Annotated in this window: 10 protein-coding genes, 1 tRNA gene and 1 pseudogene; 2 read left to right on the top strand and 10 right to left on the bottom strand. The window is 68.1% G+C overall.

The window, feature by feature from the left end; translation table 11 throughout:
• Positions 1 to 74: 74 nt before the first annotated feature.
• From glnA to N0A24_00635, 6 genes are all read right to left on the bottom strand, one after another.
• Positions 75 to 1,514 carry a type I glutamate--ammonia ligase gene (gene glnA, locus N0A24_00610; protein MCS7171914.1) on the bottom strand — a complete coding sequence of 480 codons (1,440 nt, stop codon included), beginning with the start codon at positions 1,512 to 1,514 and terminating at the stop codon, positions 75 to 77.
• A 201-nt stretch (positions 1,515 to 1,715) separates the two neighbouring features.
• The gene (locus N0A24_00615; protein MCS7171915.1) at positions 1,716 to 3,089 is read right to left on the bottom strand and encodes an ammonium transporter; all 1,374 of its coding nucleotides are present in this window, start codon (positions 3,087 to 3,089) and stop codon (positions 1,716 to 1,718) included.
• A gap of 188 nt (positions 3,090 to 3,277) precedes the next feature.
• Positions 3,278 to 4,339, bottom strand: coding sequence for a PilT/PilU family type 4a pilus ATPase (locus N0A24_00620; GenBank protein ID MCS7171916.1), 1,062 nt, complete (start codon positions 4,337 to 4,339; stop codon positions 3,278 to 3,280).
• 12 nt (positions 4,340 to 4,351) lie between these two features.
• Positions 4,352 to 5,440, bottom strand: a complete 1,089-nt coding sequence (locus N0A24_00625) for a type IV pilus twitching motility protein PilT (GenBank protein ID MCS7171917.1) — start codon at positions 5,438 to 5,440, stop codon at positions 4,352 to 4,354.
• Positions 5,419 to 6,945: a hypothetical protein gene (locus N0A24_00630; GenBank protein ID MCS7171918.1), complete on the bottom strand. Its 1,527-nt coding sequence runs from the start codon at positions 6,943 to 6,945 to the stop codon at positions 5,419 to 5,421. The genes N0A24_00625 and N0A24_00630 overlap by 22 nt, the downstream gene beginning before the upstream one ends.
• A 73-nt stretch (positions 6,946 to 7,018) precedes the next feature.
• A tRNA-Asn gene (locus tag N0A24_00635) sits at positions 7,019 to 7,093 on the bottom strand.
• A 57-nt stretch (positions 7,094 to 7,150) separates the two neighbouring features.
• Here N0A24_00635 and N0A24_00640 point away from each other — a divergent pair.
• Positions 7,151 to 8,323, top strand: coding sequence for an AI-2E family transporter (locus N0A24_00640; GenBank protein MCS7171919.1), 1,173 nt, complete (start codon positions 7,151 to 7,153; stop codon positions 8,321 to 8,323).
• Positions 8,324 to 8,372: 49 nt separating this feature from the next.
• Here N0A24_00640 and N0A24_00645 read toward each other — a convergent pair.
• The 3 genes and pseudogenes from N0A24_00645 to N0A24_00655 form a co-directional block, all read right to left on the bottom strand.
• A pseudogene (locus N0A24_00645) lies at positions 8,373 to 8,604 on the bottom strand (isocitrate dehydrogenase).
• Positions 8,604 to 11,228 carry a PAS domain S-box protein gene (locus N0A24_00650; protein MCS7171920.1) on the bottom strand — a complete coding sequence of 875 codons (2,625 nt, stop codon included), beginning with the start codon at positions 11,226 to 11,228 and terminating at the stop codon, positions 8,604 to 8,606. The pseudogene N0A24_00645 and the gene N0A24_00650 overlap by 1 nt, the downstream one beginning before the upstream one ends.
• 49 nt (positions 11,229 to 11,277) lie before the next feature.
• A complete protein-coding gene (locus N0A24_00655; GenBank protein ID MCS7171921.1) occupies positions 11,278 to 12,276 on the bottom strand; it encodes a TGS domain-containing protein in 999 nt (332 codons plus the stop codon).
• Positions 12,277 to 12,311: 35 nt separating this feature from the next.
• Here N0A24_00655 and N0A24_00660 point away from each other — a divergent pair, with 35 nt between their 5' ends.
• Positions 12,312 to 14,372, top strand: coding sequence for a DEAD/DEAH box helicase (locus N0A24_00660; protein MCS7171922.1), 2,061 nt, complete (start codon positions 12,312 to 12,314; stop codon positions 14,370 to 14,372).
• A gap of 20 nt (positions 14,373 to 14,392) precedes the next feature.
• Here the strand turns inward: N0A24_00660 and N0A24_00665 are convergent, their stop codons facing one another.
• The gene (locus N0A24_00665) at positions 14,393 to 15,562 is read right to left on the bottom strand and encodes an acetoin utilization protein AcuC (protein MCS7171923.1); all 1,170 of its coding nucleotides are present in this window, start codon (positions 15,560 to 15,562) and stop codon (positions 14,393 to 14,395) included.
• Positions 15,563 to 15,576: the final 14 nt, after the last annotated feature.

Below are 15,576 nucleotides of genomic sequence, written 5' to 3' on the forward strand. Positions count from 1 at the left end.
ACCCACCTCCTGAAAGGAAAACGCCCCCGGCTGAAAACCGGGGGCGTCCTGGCCCGTGTGCGCGGACGCCGCGGTCACACGTCGAAGTACAGGTAGAACTCGTAGGGATGCGGCCGGATGTTCACCTCGTGCAGCTCCTTCTCCCGCTTGTAGCCGATCCAGGTCTCAATCAGGTCCCGAGTGAACACGTCTCCCTCCAGGAGGAACTCGTGATCCCGCTTCAGGGCGTCGAGGACCTCCCCGAGCGAGCCCGGCACACTCTTCACCCGGGCCGCCTCCTCCGGCGGGAGTTCATAGGTGTTCACGTCCAGGGGGCCGAAGGGGGAGGCATCCAGCTTACGCCGGATTCCGTCCAGTCCTGCCATGAGCATAGCCGCAAACGCCAGGTACGGGTTGCAGCTGGGATCCGGGGGCCGGAACTCGATGCGCTTGCTGGGTGCCGCTTCCGGCCCCGTGTAGTACATGGGGATGCGGATGCAGGCGCTGCGGTTCCGCTTGCTGAAGGCCACGTTCACCGGAGCCTCGTAGTGGGGCACCAGGCGCTTGTAGGAGTTCGTGGTGGGACTGGTGAAGGCCAGCACCGCGTCCACGTGGGTCAGCAGGCCCGCGATGTAGTGAAGGGCCAGGTCGCTGAGCTCCGCGTACCGCCCTTCCGCGTAGAAGAGGTTGCGGCCGTCCTTCCACAGGCTCTGGTGGGTGTGCATGCCGCTCCCATTATCCCCGAACAGGGGCTTGGGCATGAAGGTGACGGTGCAGCCGTGCCGACGGGCCACGTTGCGCATCACGTACTTGTAGATCATCACCTTGTCCGCCATCCGGATCAGGCTGTCCCGCTCCATGTCGATCTCCGCCTGGCCTGCGGTGGCCACCTCGTGGTGGTGCATCTCCACGGGAATGCCGATCTGCTCCAGGATCATGGCCGCCTCGCTGCGGATGTCCTGGAAGGTGTCGCTGGGGGGAGTGGGGAAGTAGCCCTCCTTGGGCCGGATCTTGTACCCCAGGTTCTTCCCCTCGTCGTTCCCCGTGTTCCAGATCCCCTCCCGGCTGTCGATGCAGTAGCCCATGCGGTGCGGGAGCACCTCGTAGGTCACGTGGTCGAAGATGAAGAACTCGATCTCCGGTCCCCAGTAGCTTACCTCCGCGATCCCCGTTTCCCTGAGGTACGCCTCCGCCTTCCTGGCCACGTACCGGGGATCCCGGCTGTAGGGGGCCCGGGTTTCGGGATCCACCACGTCGCAGATCATCACCAGGGTCGGGATCTGCAGGAAGGGGTCCACGAAGGCCGTGGAGGGGTCCGGCAGGAGCAGCATGTCGCTCTCCTGAATGGCCTGGAAGCCCCGGATGCTGCTACCGTCAAATCCCACTCCCTTCTTGAAGGTAGATTCGTCCAGGGCCGAGGCGGGAATGGTGGCGTGCTGCCACACCCCGGGCACGTCCGTGAAGCGGAGGTCCACCATCTGGATGTTCTTCTCCTTCACCAATCTCAACACGTCCTGTACCGTCTTTCCCATCATGTCGCTTCCCTCCCTCTGTTCATGTCGCTTCCCTCCCTCTGTGGTCTGCAGGAGTTCGGACGCTATCCACCATCCTCCTCCGTGGGGCGGCGGCCCCGGAGGATGCGGCTGGGGAGAACCACCCAGGCGCAGAACAGGGCAATGAAGGTTCCCAGAGCGAGCCATGCCTCCATGGTGGTGTTCCCTCCCGATCCGTGGATTTCATGCTCCCCCCGCGGGCACCAGGGTGGACTCCAGGACGTACGCGGGCGTGCCGTGCTCCGGCAGGTCGAGCCCCTGCAGCTCCTCCTCCCGCGAGGCCCGGAGACCGATGGTGCTGCGGATCAGAGCGAACATCAGGTATCCCGTGATCAGCGACCATGCGGTGACCACCCCCATGCTGATCAGTTGGGCTATGAGCTGCCCCACTTCCCCGACGATGAGGCCCCGTACGCCTCCGTACGTGCCGTCCGCGAAGATCCCCACGGCCAGCAGCCCCCACAGACCTCCGGCCGCGTGCACGGAGACCGCGCCCACGGGGTCGTCCACCTTGAGGGTCCGCTCCACGAACCCGAGACTCCACATCATCACGAGGGCCGCGATGGCCCCGATCACCACCGCCGCCCAGGTGGGCACGTAGGCACACGGCGCGGTGATCCCCACGAGCCCTGCCAGCGCGCCGTTGCACGCCATGGTGATGTCCGCCTTCCCTGTGCGCACCAGGCTCGCGTACAGGGCCACCACCGCACCCGCGGCGCCCGCCAGGAAGGTGTTCACCGCGATGACGGAGATGCGCAGGTCCGTGGCGGCCAGGGTGCTGCCGGGATTAAAGCCGAACCACCCGAAGAACAGGATGAAGGTTCCGATCACCACGTAGGTCATGTTGTGGCCAGGGATGGGATTCGGGGTGCCATCCGGGTTGTACTTGCCGAGGCGGGGGCCAACCATGGCAGCGCCCACGAGCCCCAGCAGCCCCCCGACCGCGTGGACTACCCCAGAACCCGCGAAGTCCCGGGCTCCCACCCCGAACGGCAGGTTCGCCAGCCACCCGCCCCCCCACACCCAGTGCCCGTAGATGGGGTAGATCACCGCGGACACGATGAAGCTGTAGGCCAGGTAGGCGGTGATCTTCGTCCGCTCCGCCATGGCCCCGGCCACGATGGTGGCCGCGGTGGCCGCGAAGACCATCTGGAAGAACCAGTACAGGATGGTGGTGACGTCGTAGGCTGCCCCGCTCAGGAAGAACCCGGAGAGTCCGATCCACGCATTCCCGTGTTCCAGGCCGCTGCTGAGCTGGCTACCTCCGAACATGAGGGCAAATCCGAACGCCCAGTAGGAGAGGGCGGCGATGCTGAAGTCCATGTAACTCTTCGTCAGGTAGTTCACGGTGTTCTTGGATCGGATGAGCCCAGCGCCCAGCAGGGCGAATCCCGCCTGCATGAAGAACACCAGGAACGCCGCCACGAGGGTCCAGGCGAAGTTCACCGCGGCTTCCGGCTTCTGCTTGATGGTCTCTGCCCCGCTGGGATCCGCGCCCCACGCAGGCAGGACCGCACACAGCATCAGGAGGACCAGGATCCCCACAACCCGTCGCATGAAACGCCTCCTGCTCCGGACGGATCTAAAAAAGAAGGACGCCCACACCAAGTGGTGTGGGCGTCCTGGCCCACGGACAAAACTCCTTATGGGAATTTCAAGTCCCTATGTATCACGCCCGCGGGGCACCTGTCAATGACCTTCTTCGAGGTCAGGCAAAATTTTTGGGGGGGGGAACCCACGGGCCCCTATGCCAGGCCCCGGATGCGCAGGCGCAGATCGTTGGGGGAATCCGCGGCCCGGAGGGCGTCCTCCAGGGAGATCAGCCCCTTGCGGTAGAGCGTGTACAGGGCCTGGTCAAAGGTCTGCATTCCCTCCCCGCTCCCCGCCTGGATGGCCGCCCTGATCCCCGCGAAGTCCCCACGCCGGATGAGCTCCCGGATGCGGGGCGTGGCCACCATCACCTCCACGGCCACCACCCGACCCTGCCCATCCGATCGGGGCACCAGGCGCTGGCTGACGATGCCCTCCAGGGTGAGGGAGATGCGGTGCAGCACCTCCTGCGCTTGGTCCATGGGGAAGAAGGCCAGGAGTCGCTCCAGGGTTTGGCTCGCATTGATGGAGTGCAAGGTGCTGAGCACCAGGTGCCCGGTTTCCGCGAAGTACAGGGCCGCGTCCGCGGATTCCCGGTCCCGCATCTCCCCGATGAGGAGGACGTCGGGGGCCTGGCGTAGGGCTCCCCGCAGGGCGTGGTGGAAGCTCGGGGTGTCCGTAGCGACTTCCCGCTGGCTCACCAGGCTGCGCCTGTCGGGGTGCAGGAACTCGATGGGATCCTCGATGGTGATGATGTGGCCGGAGGCGTGACGGTTCCGGTAATCGATCATGGCCGCGAGGGTGGTGCTCTTCCCGGAGCCCGTGGGGCCGGTGACGAACACGAGTCCCCTCGGTCGCATCACGAGCTCCGCCAGGATCTCCGGGAGACCCAGCTGCTGGAAGGAGGGGATGTCCATGCGCACCCGGCGTGCCACGAAGGCGATGGACCCCCGCTGCTGGTAGACGTTGATCCGGAACCGACCCACCCCGGGGAAACTGTAGGCTAGGTCCACGTTCTGCTCCGTGCGCAGCTGCCGGCGCTGCTCCTCGTCCAACAGTTGATCCGCCAGGGCCCGGCTCATCTCCGGAGTCACCCGATCCCACGACCCCGGCTGGAGCTCCCCGTGCACCCGGAAGGTGGGCGGGGAACCCACCTTTACGTAGAGGTCGCTGGCGTCCCGCTCCACCATCTCCCGCAGGAGGTCATGCACGTCCATGGCCGCCTTCCGCTACTTCCAGGCGCTCTGGACCGAACCCGCTCCGCCCAGGCCCGGCCGGGCGAAGGCCTGCTTTTCCGTGGCCCACCGCACGGCCACCTCGGGCGTGATCTTTCCGGTCTTCACCAGGTGCCGCAGGCTCTGGTCCATGCTCTGCATCCCGTCCTTGAGGCCCGTCTGGATCACGGAGGGGATTTGGTGCACCTTGCTCTCCCGGATGAGGTTGCGGACCGCGGGGGTCGCCACCATCACCTCCACCGCGGGAACTCGACCGAGGCCGTCCGCGGTGGGGAGCAGGATCTGGGCGATGACCGCCACCAGGGTCTCCGCCAGCTGTACCCGGATCTGCTCTTGCTGATGACTGGGGAAGACGTCGATGATCCGATTGATGGTCTGGGCCGCGCTGCTGGTGTGGAGGGTGGCCAGGACCAGGTGTCCGGTCTCCGCCGCGGTGAGGGCCAGGGCGATGGTCTCCAGATCCCGCATCTCGCCCACCAGGATCACGTCCGGGTCCTCCCGCAGGGCCGCACGGAGTGCCGCGCTGAAGGACTTCGCGTGCACCCCCACCTCCCGCTGGTTGATGAGGGCCTTCTTGTGGAGGTGCACGAACTCGATGGGGTCCTCGATGGTGATGATGTGCACCCGGCGGGTTGCGTTGATGAGGTCCACCATGGCCGCCAGGGTAGTGCTCTTGCCACTGCCCGCGGGCCCGGTGACCACGATGAGGCCGTGCTCCCGCAGCGCGAGATCGCGCAGCACCGGAGGAAGCCCCAGCTCCTCCAGGGATCGAATCCGGGAGGGGATCACCCGGAAGGCCGCCCCCTCGCCCGTGCGTTGGCGGAAGACGTTCACCCGGAACCGGCCGAGATTCTGCAGCTCCAGGGCGAAATCCAGGTCCAGGTGCTCCTCAAATCTGGCCTTCTGGGCGTCCGTGAGGACGTCGTAGAGCATGGCGTGGAGGTCCTCCTGGGTGAGGGGCGGCCACCCCTCCACGTCCACCAGCTCCCCCCGCACCCGCAGGCGCGGGGGACTCCCCACCGTGAGGTGGAGGTCGGAGGCGTCCCGTTCCCGTGCCAGGATCAGAAGATCCGTAATGTCCACGGTTTTCTCCTCACGCACGGGTCTGTAGGAGGGGCGCCACCGCCTGGGGGTCCACCCGCAGGTGCTCCACCGCAGCCCGGGCGCAGGCCTCCGAGGGAAGGGGAGAGCGCCGGGGCCAGCAGCTCCGGAACAGCGTGGATCGAGGCCCGAAGCACCGCGGCCAAGTCCGGGCCGGCTCGGTACCACTCGTAGATGGGGATCTGTCCCTCGTACCCCGTGTTCCGGCACCGCTCGCAGCCCAGCGCGGAGCCCCACCGGGTCGGGGCAGGCGTAGCTGGCCAATCCGGCGGCGGGGATGGGTGTACCTCTGCACAGGAGCAGAGCGCCACCACGGGCATCCCACACAGCGCCCCCGTGAAAAAGCGCTCCACCAAGAGGCGACCCAGGGAGAGCAGCCCCTCCAGGGCCCAGCTCACCCGCAGGTACGGGAGGCCCAACACGAGGGTACTGCCCGGCCTCAGGGTCCGGCACAGCCGCCCCGCGATCCCCAGGTCCCAGCCCGCGTCCACGACCACGCACTCCGCATGGGTCTCCGCAAGGGCTTCCCAGGATTCCAGTTCCAGCACCTCCTCCAGAGGGTGGGGGGACCGGAGGCCCGCGGCCACGGTTCGGGAGCCTGCGTAGCGGGCAGTCCGCTGGGCCAACGCCCGCAAAAGCCGGCGGCGGAAGAGGTCATCTGGAGAACCCACCACCAGGAGTCCCCCGGACCGCAGAATCCTTTCCACCTCCTCTCGGATCGCGGGATCGAGACCCATGGTGGCTAGAGCGGGAGGGGTTTCCGGCTCCAGAATCCCCACCAGCGCGTGGCCGCCGGTTACCGGGAGCGCTCGGAGGACCGCGATCACCGTGCGGTCCACCAGGGGGACCCGAAAGCGGAGGGGACCGGGGTCCTCCGCGAGTCGGGCAAGGGTCCCCGGGTCCACCCGGGGACCCCGGCTCTCCACCAATCCCGCCCGGGTACGGTAGCGAATCCAAACCCCGGAACCGGAAGGCTCGAAGTAGACCTCGTGGGCCCCGGCCTGCGCGGCCACGCTCAGATGGAACTGGACCTCCGCCAGCTCCGGGCTCCCCCTGGACCTGCGGCCCCGGGTGAATGACCGGATGAGCCGGCGGATGTTGCTCGGGAGGTCCACCGCGGGTACGACCCTGAGACCGGTGGCCCGCTCCACCTCCGCGATGGCTTCCGCATCCGTGGGATCCCCCATCACCAGGGTCAGCTCGTCCCCGGAGACGAGGAGCGGAAAGACCTCGAACCGCTCCATCAGGTGGGCGGGCAGGAGCTGGACGGCCGCAGGATCCACCATCTCCGGTGAGGCGTGGACGTAAGGGGTCTGCAGCTGGGTGGCGAGCGCCCACGCCACGTCGTCCTCGGAGGCGTACCCCAGCTGGATGAGGGCCGCGCCGATCCGGAGTCCCGTCTGCCGCTGGAGGCATACAGCCTCCTCCAGCTGTTCAGGGGTGATGAGGTTGGCCCGCAGAAGGATCTCGCCGAGCCGGGGGCGCATTCCGGAATCCTCCCAGGTGGCTCCCACCGACGGAACATGCAAGATCCGTGCCGCCTAGGGGAGATCGGAGAGATGGCTCCGCGGGCAGGATTCGAACCTGCAACCCCCCGGTTAACAGCCGGGCGCTCTACCGTTGAGCTACCGCGGAACGCAAACTGCCACGAGGATCATAGGCCGGAACCCCGTATCCTGTCAAAGGGGCCCCATGCAGCGAGCCGAGGTCGCCGTCCACGCCCTCATCGTCACCCTGGTGGTGGCCGCCACCTACGGGGTGCTGTGGCTGCTGGTGCGTCTTGCGGACATCCTCGTGCTCTTCCTCGTCTCCGCCATCCTGGCCGCGGGCCTCGCGCCCACGGTGGGCACCCTGGAGCGGACCCGGCTCCCGGGCGGCCGACCTCTGGGCAAGGGGCCCGCCCTCCTCCTGGTGGTGGTGCTCATCCTCGCGGCCCTGGTGCTCATGCTCACCATCCTCCTCACGCCCGTGGTGCAGCAATTCAGCGCTCTCCTGGCCCACCTGCCGGAGTACGTGCAGGAGGCGGAGGAGTGGCTCGCGCAGCTGCGGGCACGGTTTCCATGGGTGCCGGACGCGAGCCGGTGGCTCAGCCGGCTCCCCCAGGAGCTGCAGAACTTCGTTCAGTACTTCGGCACCGCGGCTCAGGTCTTCGGCCGGTTCGTAAGCGGGCTCTTCACCGTCACCACAGTCCTGGTGATCGTGATCTACATGCTCCTCGAGGGGCCCCGGCTGAAGCGGGGGTTTCTGCGCCTGTGGCCCGTAGAGCGCCGGCCGCTTGTGACCCTGGTCCTGGACCGCATCGCCCAGAGGTTCAGCGGGTGGCTGCGTGGGACCTTCGTGCTGGCCCTTTCCATCTTCGCCATCGACACGGTGGGTCTCATCCTCATCGGGATCCCCTACCCGTTTCTTCTGGGGCTCGTGGCAGGACTCACGGAGCTCATCCCGGTGGTGGGCCCGTTCCTGGGTGCCATCCCCGCGGTGGTGGTGGCTCTGTTCCAGCCCACGTGGAAGCTGGTGGCGGTGATCGTCCTCTACGTTCTCGCCCAGCAGATCGAACAGAACGTCCTCGTGCCGCGGGTGATGAGCCGGGCAGTGGGATTGTCCCCTATCCTGGCCATCTTCGCGGTGCTCGTGGGCGGGGCACTCATGGGGATCGTGGGCGTGTTGCTCTCCATCCCCGTGGCGGCGGCCCTCCAGGTGATCCTGGGGGAGCTGGTGCCCGCGGTCCTCCCGCACGCGCGGTCGGACATCCACCTCTCCCCGGAGACCCCCGTCCCGGAGGTACCGGTTCCGGAAAATCCCGCAGGGTGTAGGGAACTCCCGCAGACCCCTACGGTAGAGGGGCGGCGGGACCCCTGCCCCTGAGCCCATCGCTTCCCCCGGATCCGCCGGACCACTTCCTCCGTGAACTCCGGGTGATGGTGGCGGCCTTGAGACCCGCGCCGTACACTTTGAGGGCTTCCGCGGCCTCGTACACCACGCGGTTACAGCTAGCCCGTGGGGTCTCAAGGCTCAGTCGAAGCGCAGGAACTCCAGCTCGAGGCCCGTCACGTCCGGGGAAAGCACCCGCAGGGCCTCGGGGGCAACTCCTCTCCCGCCTGGTCCCCGTACAGCACCACCAGGGTGGGCAAGGAGTCCTCCGGGATCAGCCGTCCTTCTGCTCCAGGACCTCCCGCACCTTGGCGGTGAGTTCCGGAATGAGGTAAGGCTTCTGCAGGAATCCCCTAGCTCCCTTCCGCAGGAGCTCTCCCGCAGCCCCTTCCTGGGTGTAGCCGCTGCTGAGGAGCACGCGGGCCTGAGGGTTGAGGCTCAGAAGGGCCTCGAAGACCTCCTGTCCGCTCATCCCGGGCATGATCATGTCCAGGATCACAAGGTCCACCTCGTCCCGCCACTGCTGGTAGAGCTCCAGGGCCTCCTCCCCGCTGCGGGCCACCAGGACCCGGTAGCCGCGGCGGGTGAGGACCTCCCGCAGCAGGTTGCACAGGGGCTCTTCATCGTCCACCACGAGGATGAGTTCTCCGGATCCTTCCGCCACGCCCGTTGCTTCCTCCTCCTGGGGTTGGGGTTGCCATTCCACCGGTACGGGCAGGTACACCTGAACCGTGGTCCCCTTGCCCACCTGGCTCTGGAGGTCTACGAACCCACCGTGGTTGCGCACGATCCCGTACACCATGGCCATGCCGAGTCCCGTGCCCTTCCCGGGCTCCTTGGTGGTGAAGAAGGGCTCGAAGACCCGGCTCTTCACGTAGTCGTCCATGCCCACCCCGGTGTCCCGGACGGTGAGCACCACGTAGCGTCGGAGGTTCGGAGGCCCCTGGGAGGTGGGATCGTCCGCGAGGGCCTCCCCGAGCTCCAGCGTTAGGATCCCGCCTTGCGGCATGGCGTCCTTGGCGTTCATGCACAGGTTCAGGATCACCTGCTGCAGCTGCCCAGGGTCTCCCTCCACCTCGGGCAAATCCTCCGGGAAGCGGGTCTGGATCTCGATCCGCTCGTGGAGGGTGCTCCGGAACAGGCTCAGCACCTCCTCGCAGAGGGTCCTGAGTTGCACCCGCTGGACCGTGAACTTCCCCCTGCGGGCGAATCCCAGGAGCTGGCGGGTGAGCTCACTGGCCCGCAGGGCGCTGCGCTCCACCACCTCGAGGTACTGACGGAAGGTGGCTTCCGGAGGAAGGTCCTCCTTGATGAGGCCGAGGTAGCCCACGATGGATCCGAGGATGTTGTTGAAGTCGTGGGCGATTCCGCCCGCCAGGGTCCCCAGGCTTTCCATCTTCTGGGCCTGGATGAGCTGCTCCTCCAGGCGCTTCTGCTCCGTCACGTCCCGGTACACGCCCACGATCCCCACCGTCTCCCCCACCTCGTTTCGGTGCACGGAGAGGGTGGCCGAAAGCCAGAGCAGCCGTCCGTCCTCCCGGCGGTGCTGCAGCTCCCCCCGCCACCGCCCCGCCCGCTGGAGAATGGCCCGGATCCGGTCCAGGTCAAAGGGACGGCCCTCCGGTCTGAGCAGATCCTGGAGCCGGCGGCCCACCACCTGCTCCGCCCGCCACGCATAGAGCGTCTCGCAGGCCCGGTTGCAGTACAGAATGCGTCCCTCCCAGTCCGTGGCGATGATGGCGTCGTGCACGCACTCCAACAGTTCCGCCTGGAACCGGAGGGCCTCTTCCATGCGACGCTCATGGGTGATGTCCCGGAGGATCCCCATGAGGACAGGTTTCCCCTCGAGCAGCACCCGGTTCGCCCGCAGCTCGCACGTGATCATGCCCCCGTCTGACCGCCTGCCCCGGAACACCACCGCCTCCTCCCGGCCCCTCTGCGCCAGACGATCCGCGAGGTACTGGGCCAGCCGGGGTCGATCTTCCTCCACGCACAGGGCCAGCAGCCCCATCCGGTGTACCGCCTCCACGGAGGAGACGCCGAACATGTGGACAAAGGACCGATTCACGAACCGGAAGAGCCCATCTTCCAGCAGGAACATGGCGTCCGGAGACCCCTCGATGAGCACCCGGTACCGGGTCTCGGACTCCCGCAGGCTCTCCTCGATCCGCCAGCGGCCGGTGACGTCGTAGGCGAAGGCGGCGAGGTGGTGTATCATCCCCCGGGGGTCCCGGAGTGGCGCCAGGACCACCTCCACCATGCGCGGGGTGCTTCCGTCGGAGGGAGTCCACTTCCGGGGGGGGAGGCGCACCACGTGCCCCCGCAGCGCCGCTTCCAGCAGCGGCCGGTCCACTGGACCGAAGACCGTGCCGTCCTGGAGCAGATGCCCCGGCGCCTGCTCGCGGGGGATGCCGAACAGCCGATGCCACGCGGGATTGGTGACGACCGCGTTGCCCTCTGGGTCGTAGATCCCTACCGCCACGGGCAGATCCGCGATGGCACCCCGGATCCACTCCACCGGGACCGGTCCGTAGAGCCCCGGAGGTTCGGAGAGCACCAGGTACGCGGAGCCGTCCGGGGCCCTCCTCGCCCGGGCCTCCACCTCCACCACCTCTCCGCTGATCCGCCGCAAGCGGAGGCGGCCCCCCCGCGGGTGCGGGGGAAGGCCCTGGAAGAACCTCCTGGAATCGCTGGAGCGCTCCACCAGATCCCGGAACGCAAACCCCACCAGGGAAGGAGCCCGGAGGCCTACCAGGCGGCCGGCCGCCTCGTTCGCCCGCAGGATCCGCCCATCCGCCCCTACGTGCAGGAGGGGAACGGGTACGAGATCCCACAGGAGGTCCAGTGGATTGTGGAGCTCCTCTGTACGTCCCTGCGGACCGGGCTTTTTCCAGAACATGCCCACGCAGCCTCAGGGATAAAGCAATTTCTGTGCCGTGCTTCGCGTACTAGCCGTGCAGTTCGAGGATGTCTCCGTCCTCCAGCGGGTGATCCCGGCGCACCATCTGCCCCTGGTACGTCCGGCCCCACAGCCGGGCGTACTTCAGCTGCTCCGCGAGCTCCTTGTGGATGGCCTCCGCGGCGTCCAGCACCGTAGCACCCCGCGGGAGGACAAAGGGAGCAGAGAGGTCCGGTTTGCGGCCCGGGGGCTTGCTGTAGACCCGGATCACGCCCAGCATCCGAAAGATCCTGCCAGGCAGCTGCTCTAGGCCATAGCCCGTGACCGCGGAGACGGGGATGGGAGAGCCGGGAAGGCGATCGCCCACCAACTCCTCCAAAACCCGGAGGTTCTCCTCCGCCCGAGGGAGATCCCACTTATTGGCCACCACCAGGGTGCGCTTGCGGGCTCCCCGGGGGAGGGAGGGGTCCTCCTTCGCGGGCGCGTCCTCCGGCTCTAGGAACACCCGGCCGGCAGGGAGCAACCTCAGCGCGTCCTCCAGGTACAGGATGCCGTCGTCGCTGCAGTCCAGCACGAAGAGGGCCGCGTCCGCGGCCCGGATGAGGGCGTACAGCCACCCCTCGTCCATCTCCGGGCAGACGGGTGGGGTGTCCACCAGTTGGATCTGGACGTCCTCGAACCGCATCATGCCGGGGACCGGGGCCCGGGTGGAGATGGGATAGGGGGCGATCTCGGGTTGGGCGTTCGTGAGGGCCGCCACCAAGCTCGACTTGCCCGCGTTTGGGGGTCCGATGACGACCACCTGCCCCGCGCCCTCCCGCTCCACGTGGTAGAAGGGCTGGGCGCGGGCAGTCCCCCGGCGGACCTGCAGCTCTTGCCGCAATCGGGCGATGCGGCGCTTGATGTCCGCCTGGAGCTTCTCCGTCCCCTTGTGCTTGGGGACGGTGCGCAGCATCTCCTCCAGGGCCTCCAGCTTCTCCTGGGGCGTGGAGGCTTCCCGGAACCGCTGCTCCGCGGCCAGGTACTCCGGGGTCAGGTTGGCCGGCATCCCGCTATTTAGATTACATGCGTATCATGGAAGGGATGCGGACGCGAACGCGAAAATCCGGTGTCCATCCGGCCCTCCAGCCCCTCCTCCGGAAGGTGGGAAGCCCACCCCCACAGCCCTTCACCCCCTCCGCGTTCCAGTCCCGGGCCCTGCAGGCTCTTCGAACCGGGGACGTGCTGGTGGAAGCCCCTACCGGCAGCGGCAAGACCTGGATCGCGGAGGAGGCCATCCGGGAGGGACTGGAGGAGGGCCGCACCGCCTGGTACACCACGCCGCTCAAGGCCCTCTCCAACCAGAAGTACCGACGGTTCTGCGGTCTGTACGGCGCAGACCGGGTGGGCCTGCTCACGGGCGAGCGTCGCATCCATCCGCAGGCCCCCGTGGTCGTGGCCACCACGGAGATCCTCCGGAACGCCCTCTACGAGGGAGGCATCGCGCCGGACCTGATGGTGTTGGACGAAGCCCACTACCTGAGCGATCCGGAACGGGGCACCGCATGGGAGGAGATCATCCTGTATGCACCGCCCACCTCTACCCTACTCCTCCTCTCCGCCACCCTTCCCAACCTCCAGGAGCTCGCGGACTGGATGCAGGAGGTCCGGGGGCGTAGGCCCACCATTGTGGAGGAACAGCACCGCCCCGTGCCCCTCGTGGCCATCGCCGCGGACGGCCTGGGTCGTCTGTTGCCCTTGGAGCTGGCCCACCGGGTGGCCCGGTTGGACCGGGCCCCGGACTGGGTCCGGCGGGTGGTGCGATCCCTGGAGCAGGCGCAGCTGCTGCCTGCCATCCTCTTCTTCCCTACCCGCAGGCAGTGCGACGAGGCGGTGCGGGGGCTTTCAACGGCCCGGGCTCCGGGAGAGGAGGAACGGATCTCGGCGTGGGCAGGGTGGGAGGCGGAGTTCCCATATCTGCGGGATCACCCGCAGCGCCGGAGCCTCCTGCGCGCGGGGGTGGCCGCTCACCACGCGGGCCATCTCACCGCCTGGCGTATGGTGGTGGAGGACTTCCTGGAACGAGGCCTGGTGCGCGCGGTATGCGCCACCACCACCCTAGCCGCAGGCCTGGACGTGCCCGCCCGTACCGTCCTCCTCACCACCCTGGTGCGCAACAGCCCGGAAGGTCCCGTGGGGCTCAGCGCCACGGAATTCCACCAGATGGCAGGCCGGGCAGGGCGTCGGGGTCGGGATACCCTAGGGTTCGTGGTGCTCCCCGCCACCCGGCCCGGGGAGCTTGCGGACGGGGAGGCCCTGCTTTCCGCGGAACCAGAGCCCATCCAGTCCGCCTTCACCCCCAGCTACGCCTCCATCCTCAACCTCCTCCGGTGGCGAACGCTGGAGGAGGCCCTCGCGGAGCTGGACCGATCCCTTGCCGCTTTCCAGCGCCGGAAGGAGGTCGCTCGGCTGCGTCGCCTGCTGGCACAGATCCCGAGCGGCCCCGCGCGGTCCCTGCCGCAGCTGCGCCGGCGGGAGCGTCGGCGCGGGGAATTGGAGCGTACCATCCGGGAGCTGGAGGAGGGGCTGCGGGAGGAGTTTGTGCGGCGTGCCCGGGTGCTGCAGTCCTTCGGCTACCTGGACGCGAACCTGCGGCCCACCTCCGAAGGCGCCTGGGCGGCCCTCCTCCGGCACCCCCGAAGCCTCCTGCTCGCGGAACTGGTCCGCAGGAGGCTCCTGCCGCTTGAGGCAGAGCGGCTTTCGGCTTACGCGGCGGCCCTCAGCAGCGAGCAGGCACCCAGGCGCGGGGAGGACGCGGATCTGGGAGCCCTGCGGGCCCTGGTCCGGGAGATCGCGGCCCGGGAGGCGGAGGCAGGGCTACAGCCGGACCCCTTCGTGGAGGAGTTCCAGCCGGAGTGGGACCGGATCCGGCGGCGCCTGGTGCCATCGCCCGCGGACCGACGGGCCACCGCCGCGACCCTGTGGGCACGGGGCGTGGCGTTCGAGGCACTGGCAGCGCAGCTGGATGCCCAGGAGGGGGATCTTCAGCGCATCCTCCTCCAGGCCGCGGAAATCGCCAATCAGCTTGCGGATCTCCCGCACCCGGAGATCCGGGAGGTCGCGGCTAAGACCCGGGATCTCCTGCTCCGGCCGCCCCTGGTGTGAGACGTCTGCAGGACGCACCCTCATCCCCCCAGTGCCGCCAGAGCTTGGTCTCGGGCCCGCTGGGCCACCTCCCGGTTTCTCCTTCGGAGGCTAACCGGCGCGTCCTGGGAGGGATCGTCCCGCATGCGCCTGGGGAGCTCCACGGGGGATTCCGGTTGCCAGGCGGCGATCCAGGAAGGGGGGACCTCCTCCGGGAGGAGCTGGTGGGAGACCACGGCATACACCAGGGCCCACGCCCGGGGCACCACCCGCCAGATCTCGTAGCCTCCCCCGCCCGTGGCGAGCCACCGACCCGCGCAGAGCTCGTGGGCGAGCTCGTGCATCCGGCGGGCGAAGTGCTCTGCGGTGTGCGTGGTGCAGCAGAGGTCCGTGAGGGGGTCCAGCCGGTGGGTGTCGCATCCGTGCTGGCTAACGATCACATCGGGCCGGAATGCCCGCGCCACCTCCGGTACCACCAGCTCGAAGCACTCGATCCAGGAGAGGTCGTCCGTGCCCGGCAGGAGCGGCACGTTCACCGCATACCCCATCCCAGCACCCCGCCCCGTCTCGCTCACGAACCCCGTGCCAGGAAAGAGGTACTCCCCGCTCTCGTGCAGGGAGACGGTGAGGACCTCCGGGGAGTCGTAGAAGATGGCCTGCACCCCGTCCCCGTGATGGGCATCGCCATCTACATACAGCACCCGCCAACCCCGTCGCTGGAAGAACTCGCACGCCACGGCCACATCGTTGTAGATGCAGAACCCGCTTGCCTGCGCCCGCATGGCGTGATGCAGCCCCCCGGAGGGATGAAACGCGTGCACGAAGTACCCTCCTGCAATCCCCTCCGCAGCTACCAGGGCACCGCCCACGATGGTGGCTGCGGCCTCGTGCATGCCGGCAAAGGGCGGGTTGTCTCCGGGCCCGAACCCGAACATCCGGCCCAGCACAGGCTGTGCGGGGTCCGCCCCTAAGGCCCGGACCGCGGCGATGTAGTCTGGGTCGTGCACGATCCGCAGCTCCTCCTCCGTGGCCTGCCGGGGCGGGAGGATCCCCACCTCTTCCCCTTCCAGAACCCCCAGGGTCTGGAGGAGATCCACGGTGAGCTGGAGGCGCCGACTGTTCAGCGGGTGCCCGCCGCCGAAGTCGTAGCGCAGACAGGCCTCGCTGTAGAGGAGGGGGAATTTCGGCAGGGCACGCGCGGGACGATCCACGGAACTCCCTCCTC

The organism is Armatimonadota bacterium, from assembly GCA_025059775.1.
GTDB lineage: Bacteria > Sysuimicrobiota > Sysuimicrobiia > Sysuimicrobiales > Sysuimicrobiaceae > Sysuimicrobium.

Excerpts from the sequence above, each read along its gene's own strand:
- glnA (MCS7171914.1), bottom strand. The coding sequence starts at position 1,514 with ATGATGGGAAAGACGGTACAGGACGTGTTGAGATTGGTGAAGGAGAAG.
- N0A24_00615 (MCS7171915.1), bottom strand. The coding sequence starts at position 3,089 with ATGCGACGGGTTGTGGGGATCCTGGTCCTCCTGATGCTGTGTGCGGTC.
- N0A24_00620 (MCS7171916.1), bottom strand. The coding sequence starts at position 4,339 with ATGGACGTGCATGACCTCCTGCGGGAGATGGTGGAGCGGGACGCCAGC.
- N0A24_00630 (MCS7171918.1), bottom strand. The coding sequence starts at position 6,945 with ATGCGCCCCCGGCTCGGCGAGATCCTTCTGCGGGCCAACCTCATCACC.
- N0A24_00640 (MCS7171919.1), top strand. The coding sequence starts at position 7,151 with ATGCAGCGAGCCGAGGTCGCCGTCCACGCCCTCATCGTCACCCTGGTG.
- N0A24_00650 (MCS7171920.1), bottom strand. The coding sequence starts at position 11,228 with ATGTTCTGGAAAAAGCCCGGTCCGCAGGGACGTACAGAGGAGCTCCAC.
- N0A24_00655 (MCS7171921.1), bottom strand. The coding sequence starts at position 12,276 with ATGCCGGCCAACCTGACCCCGGAGTACCTGGCCGCGGAGCAGCGGTTC.
- N0A24_00660 (MCS7171922.1), top strand. The coding sequence starts at position 12,312 with ATGCGGACGCGAACGCGAAAATCCGGTGTCCATCCGGCCCTCCAGCCC.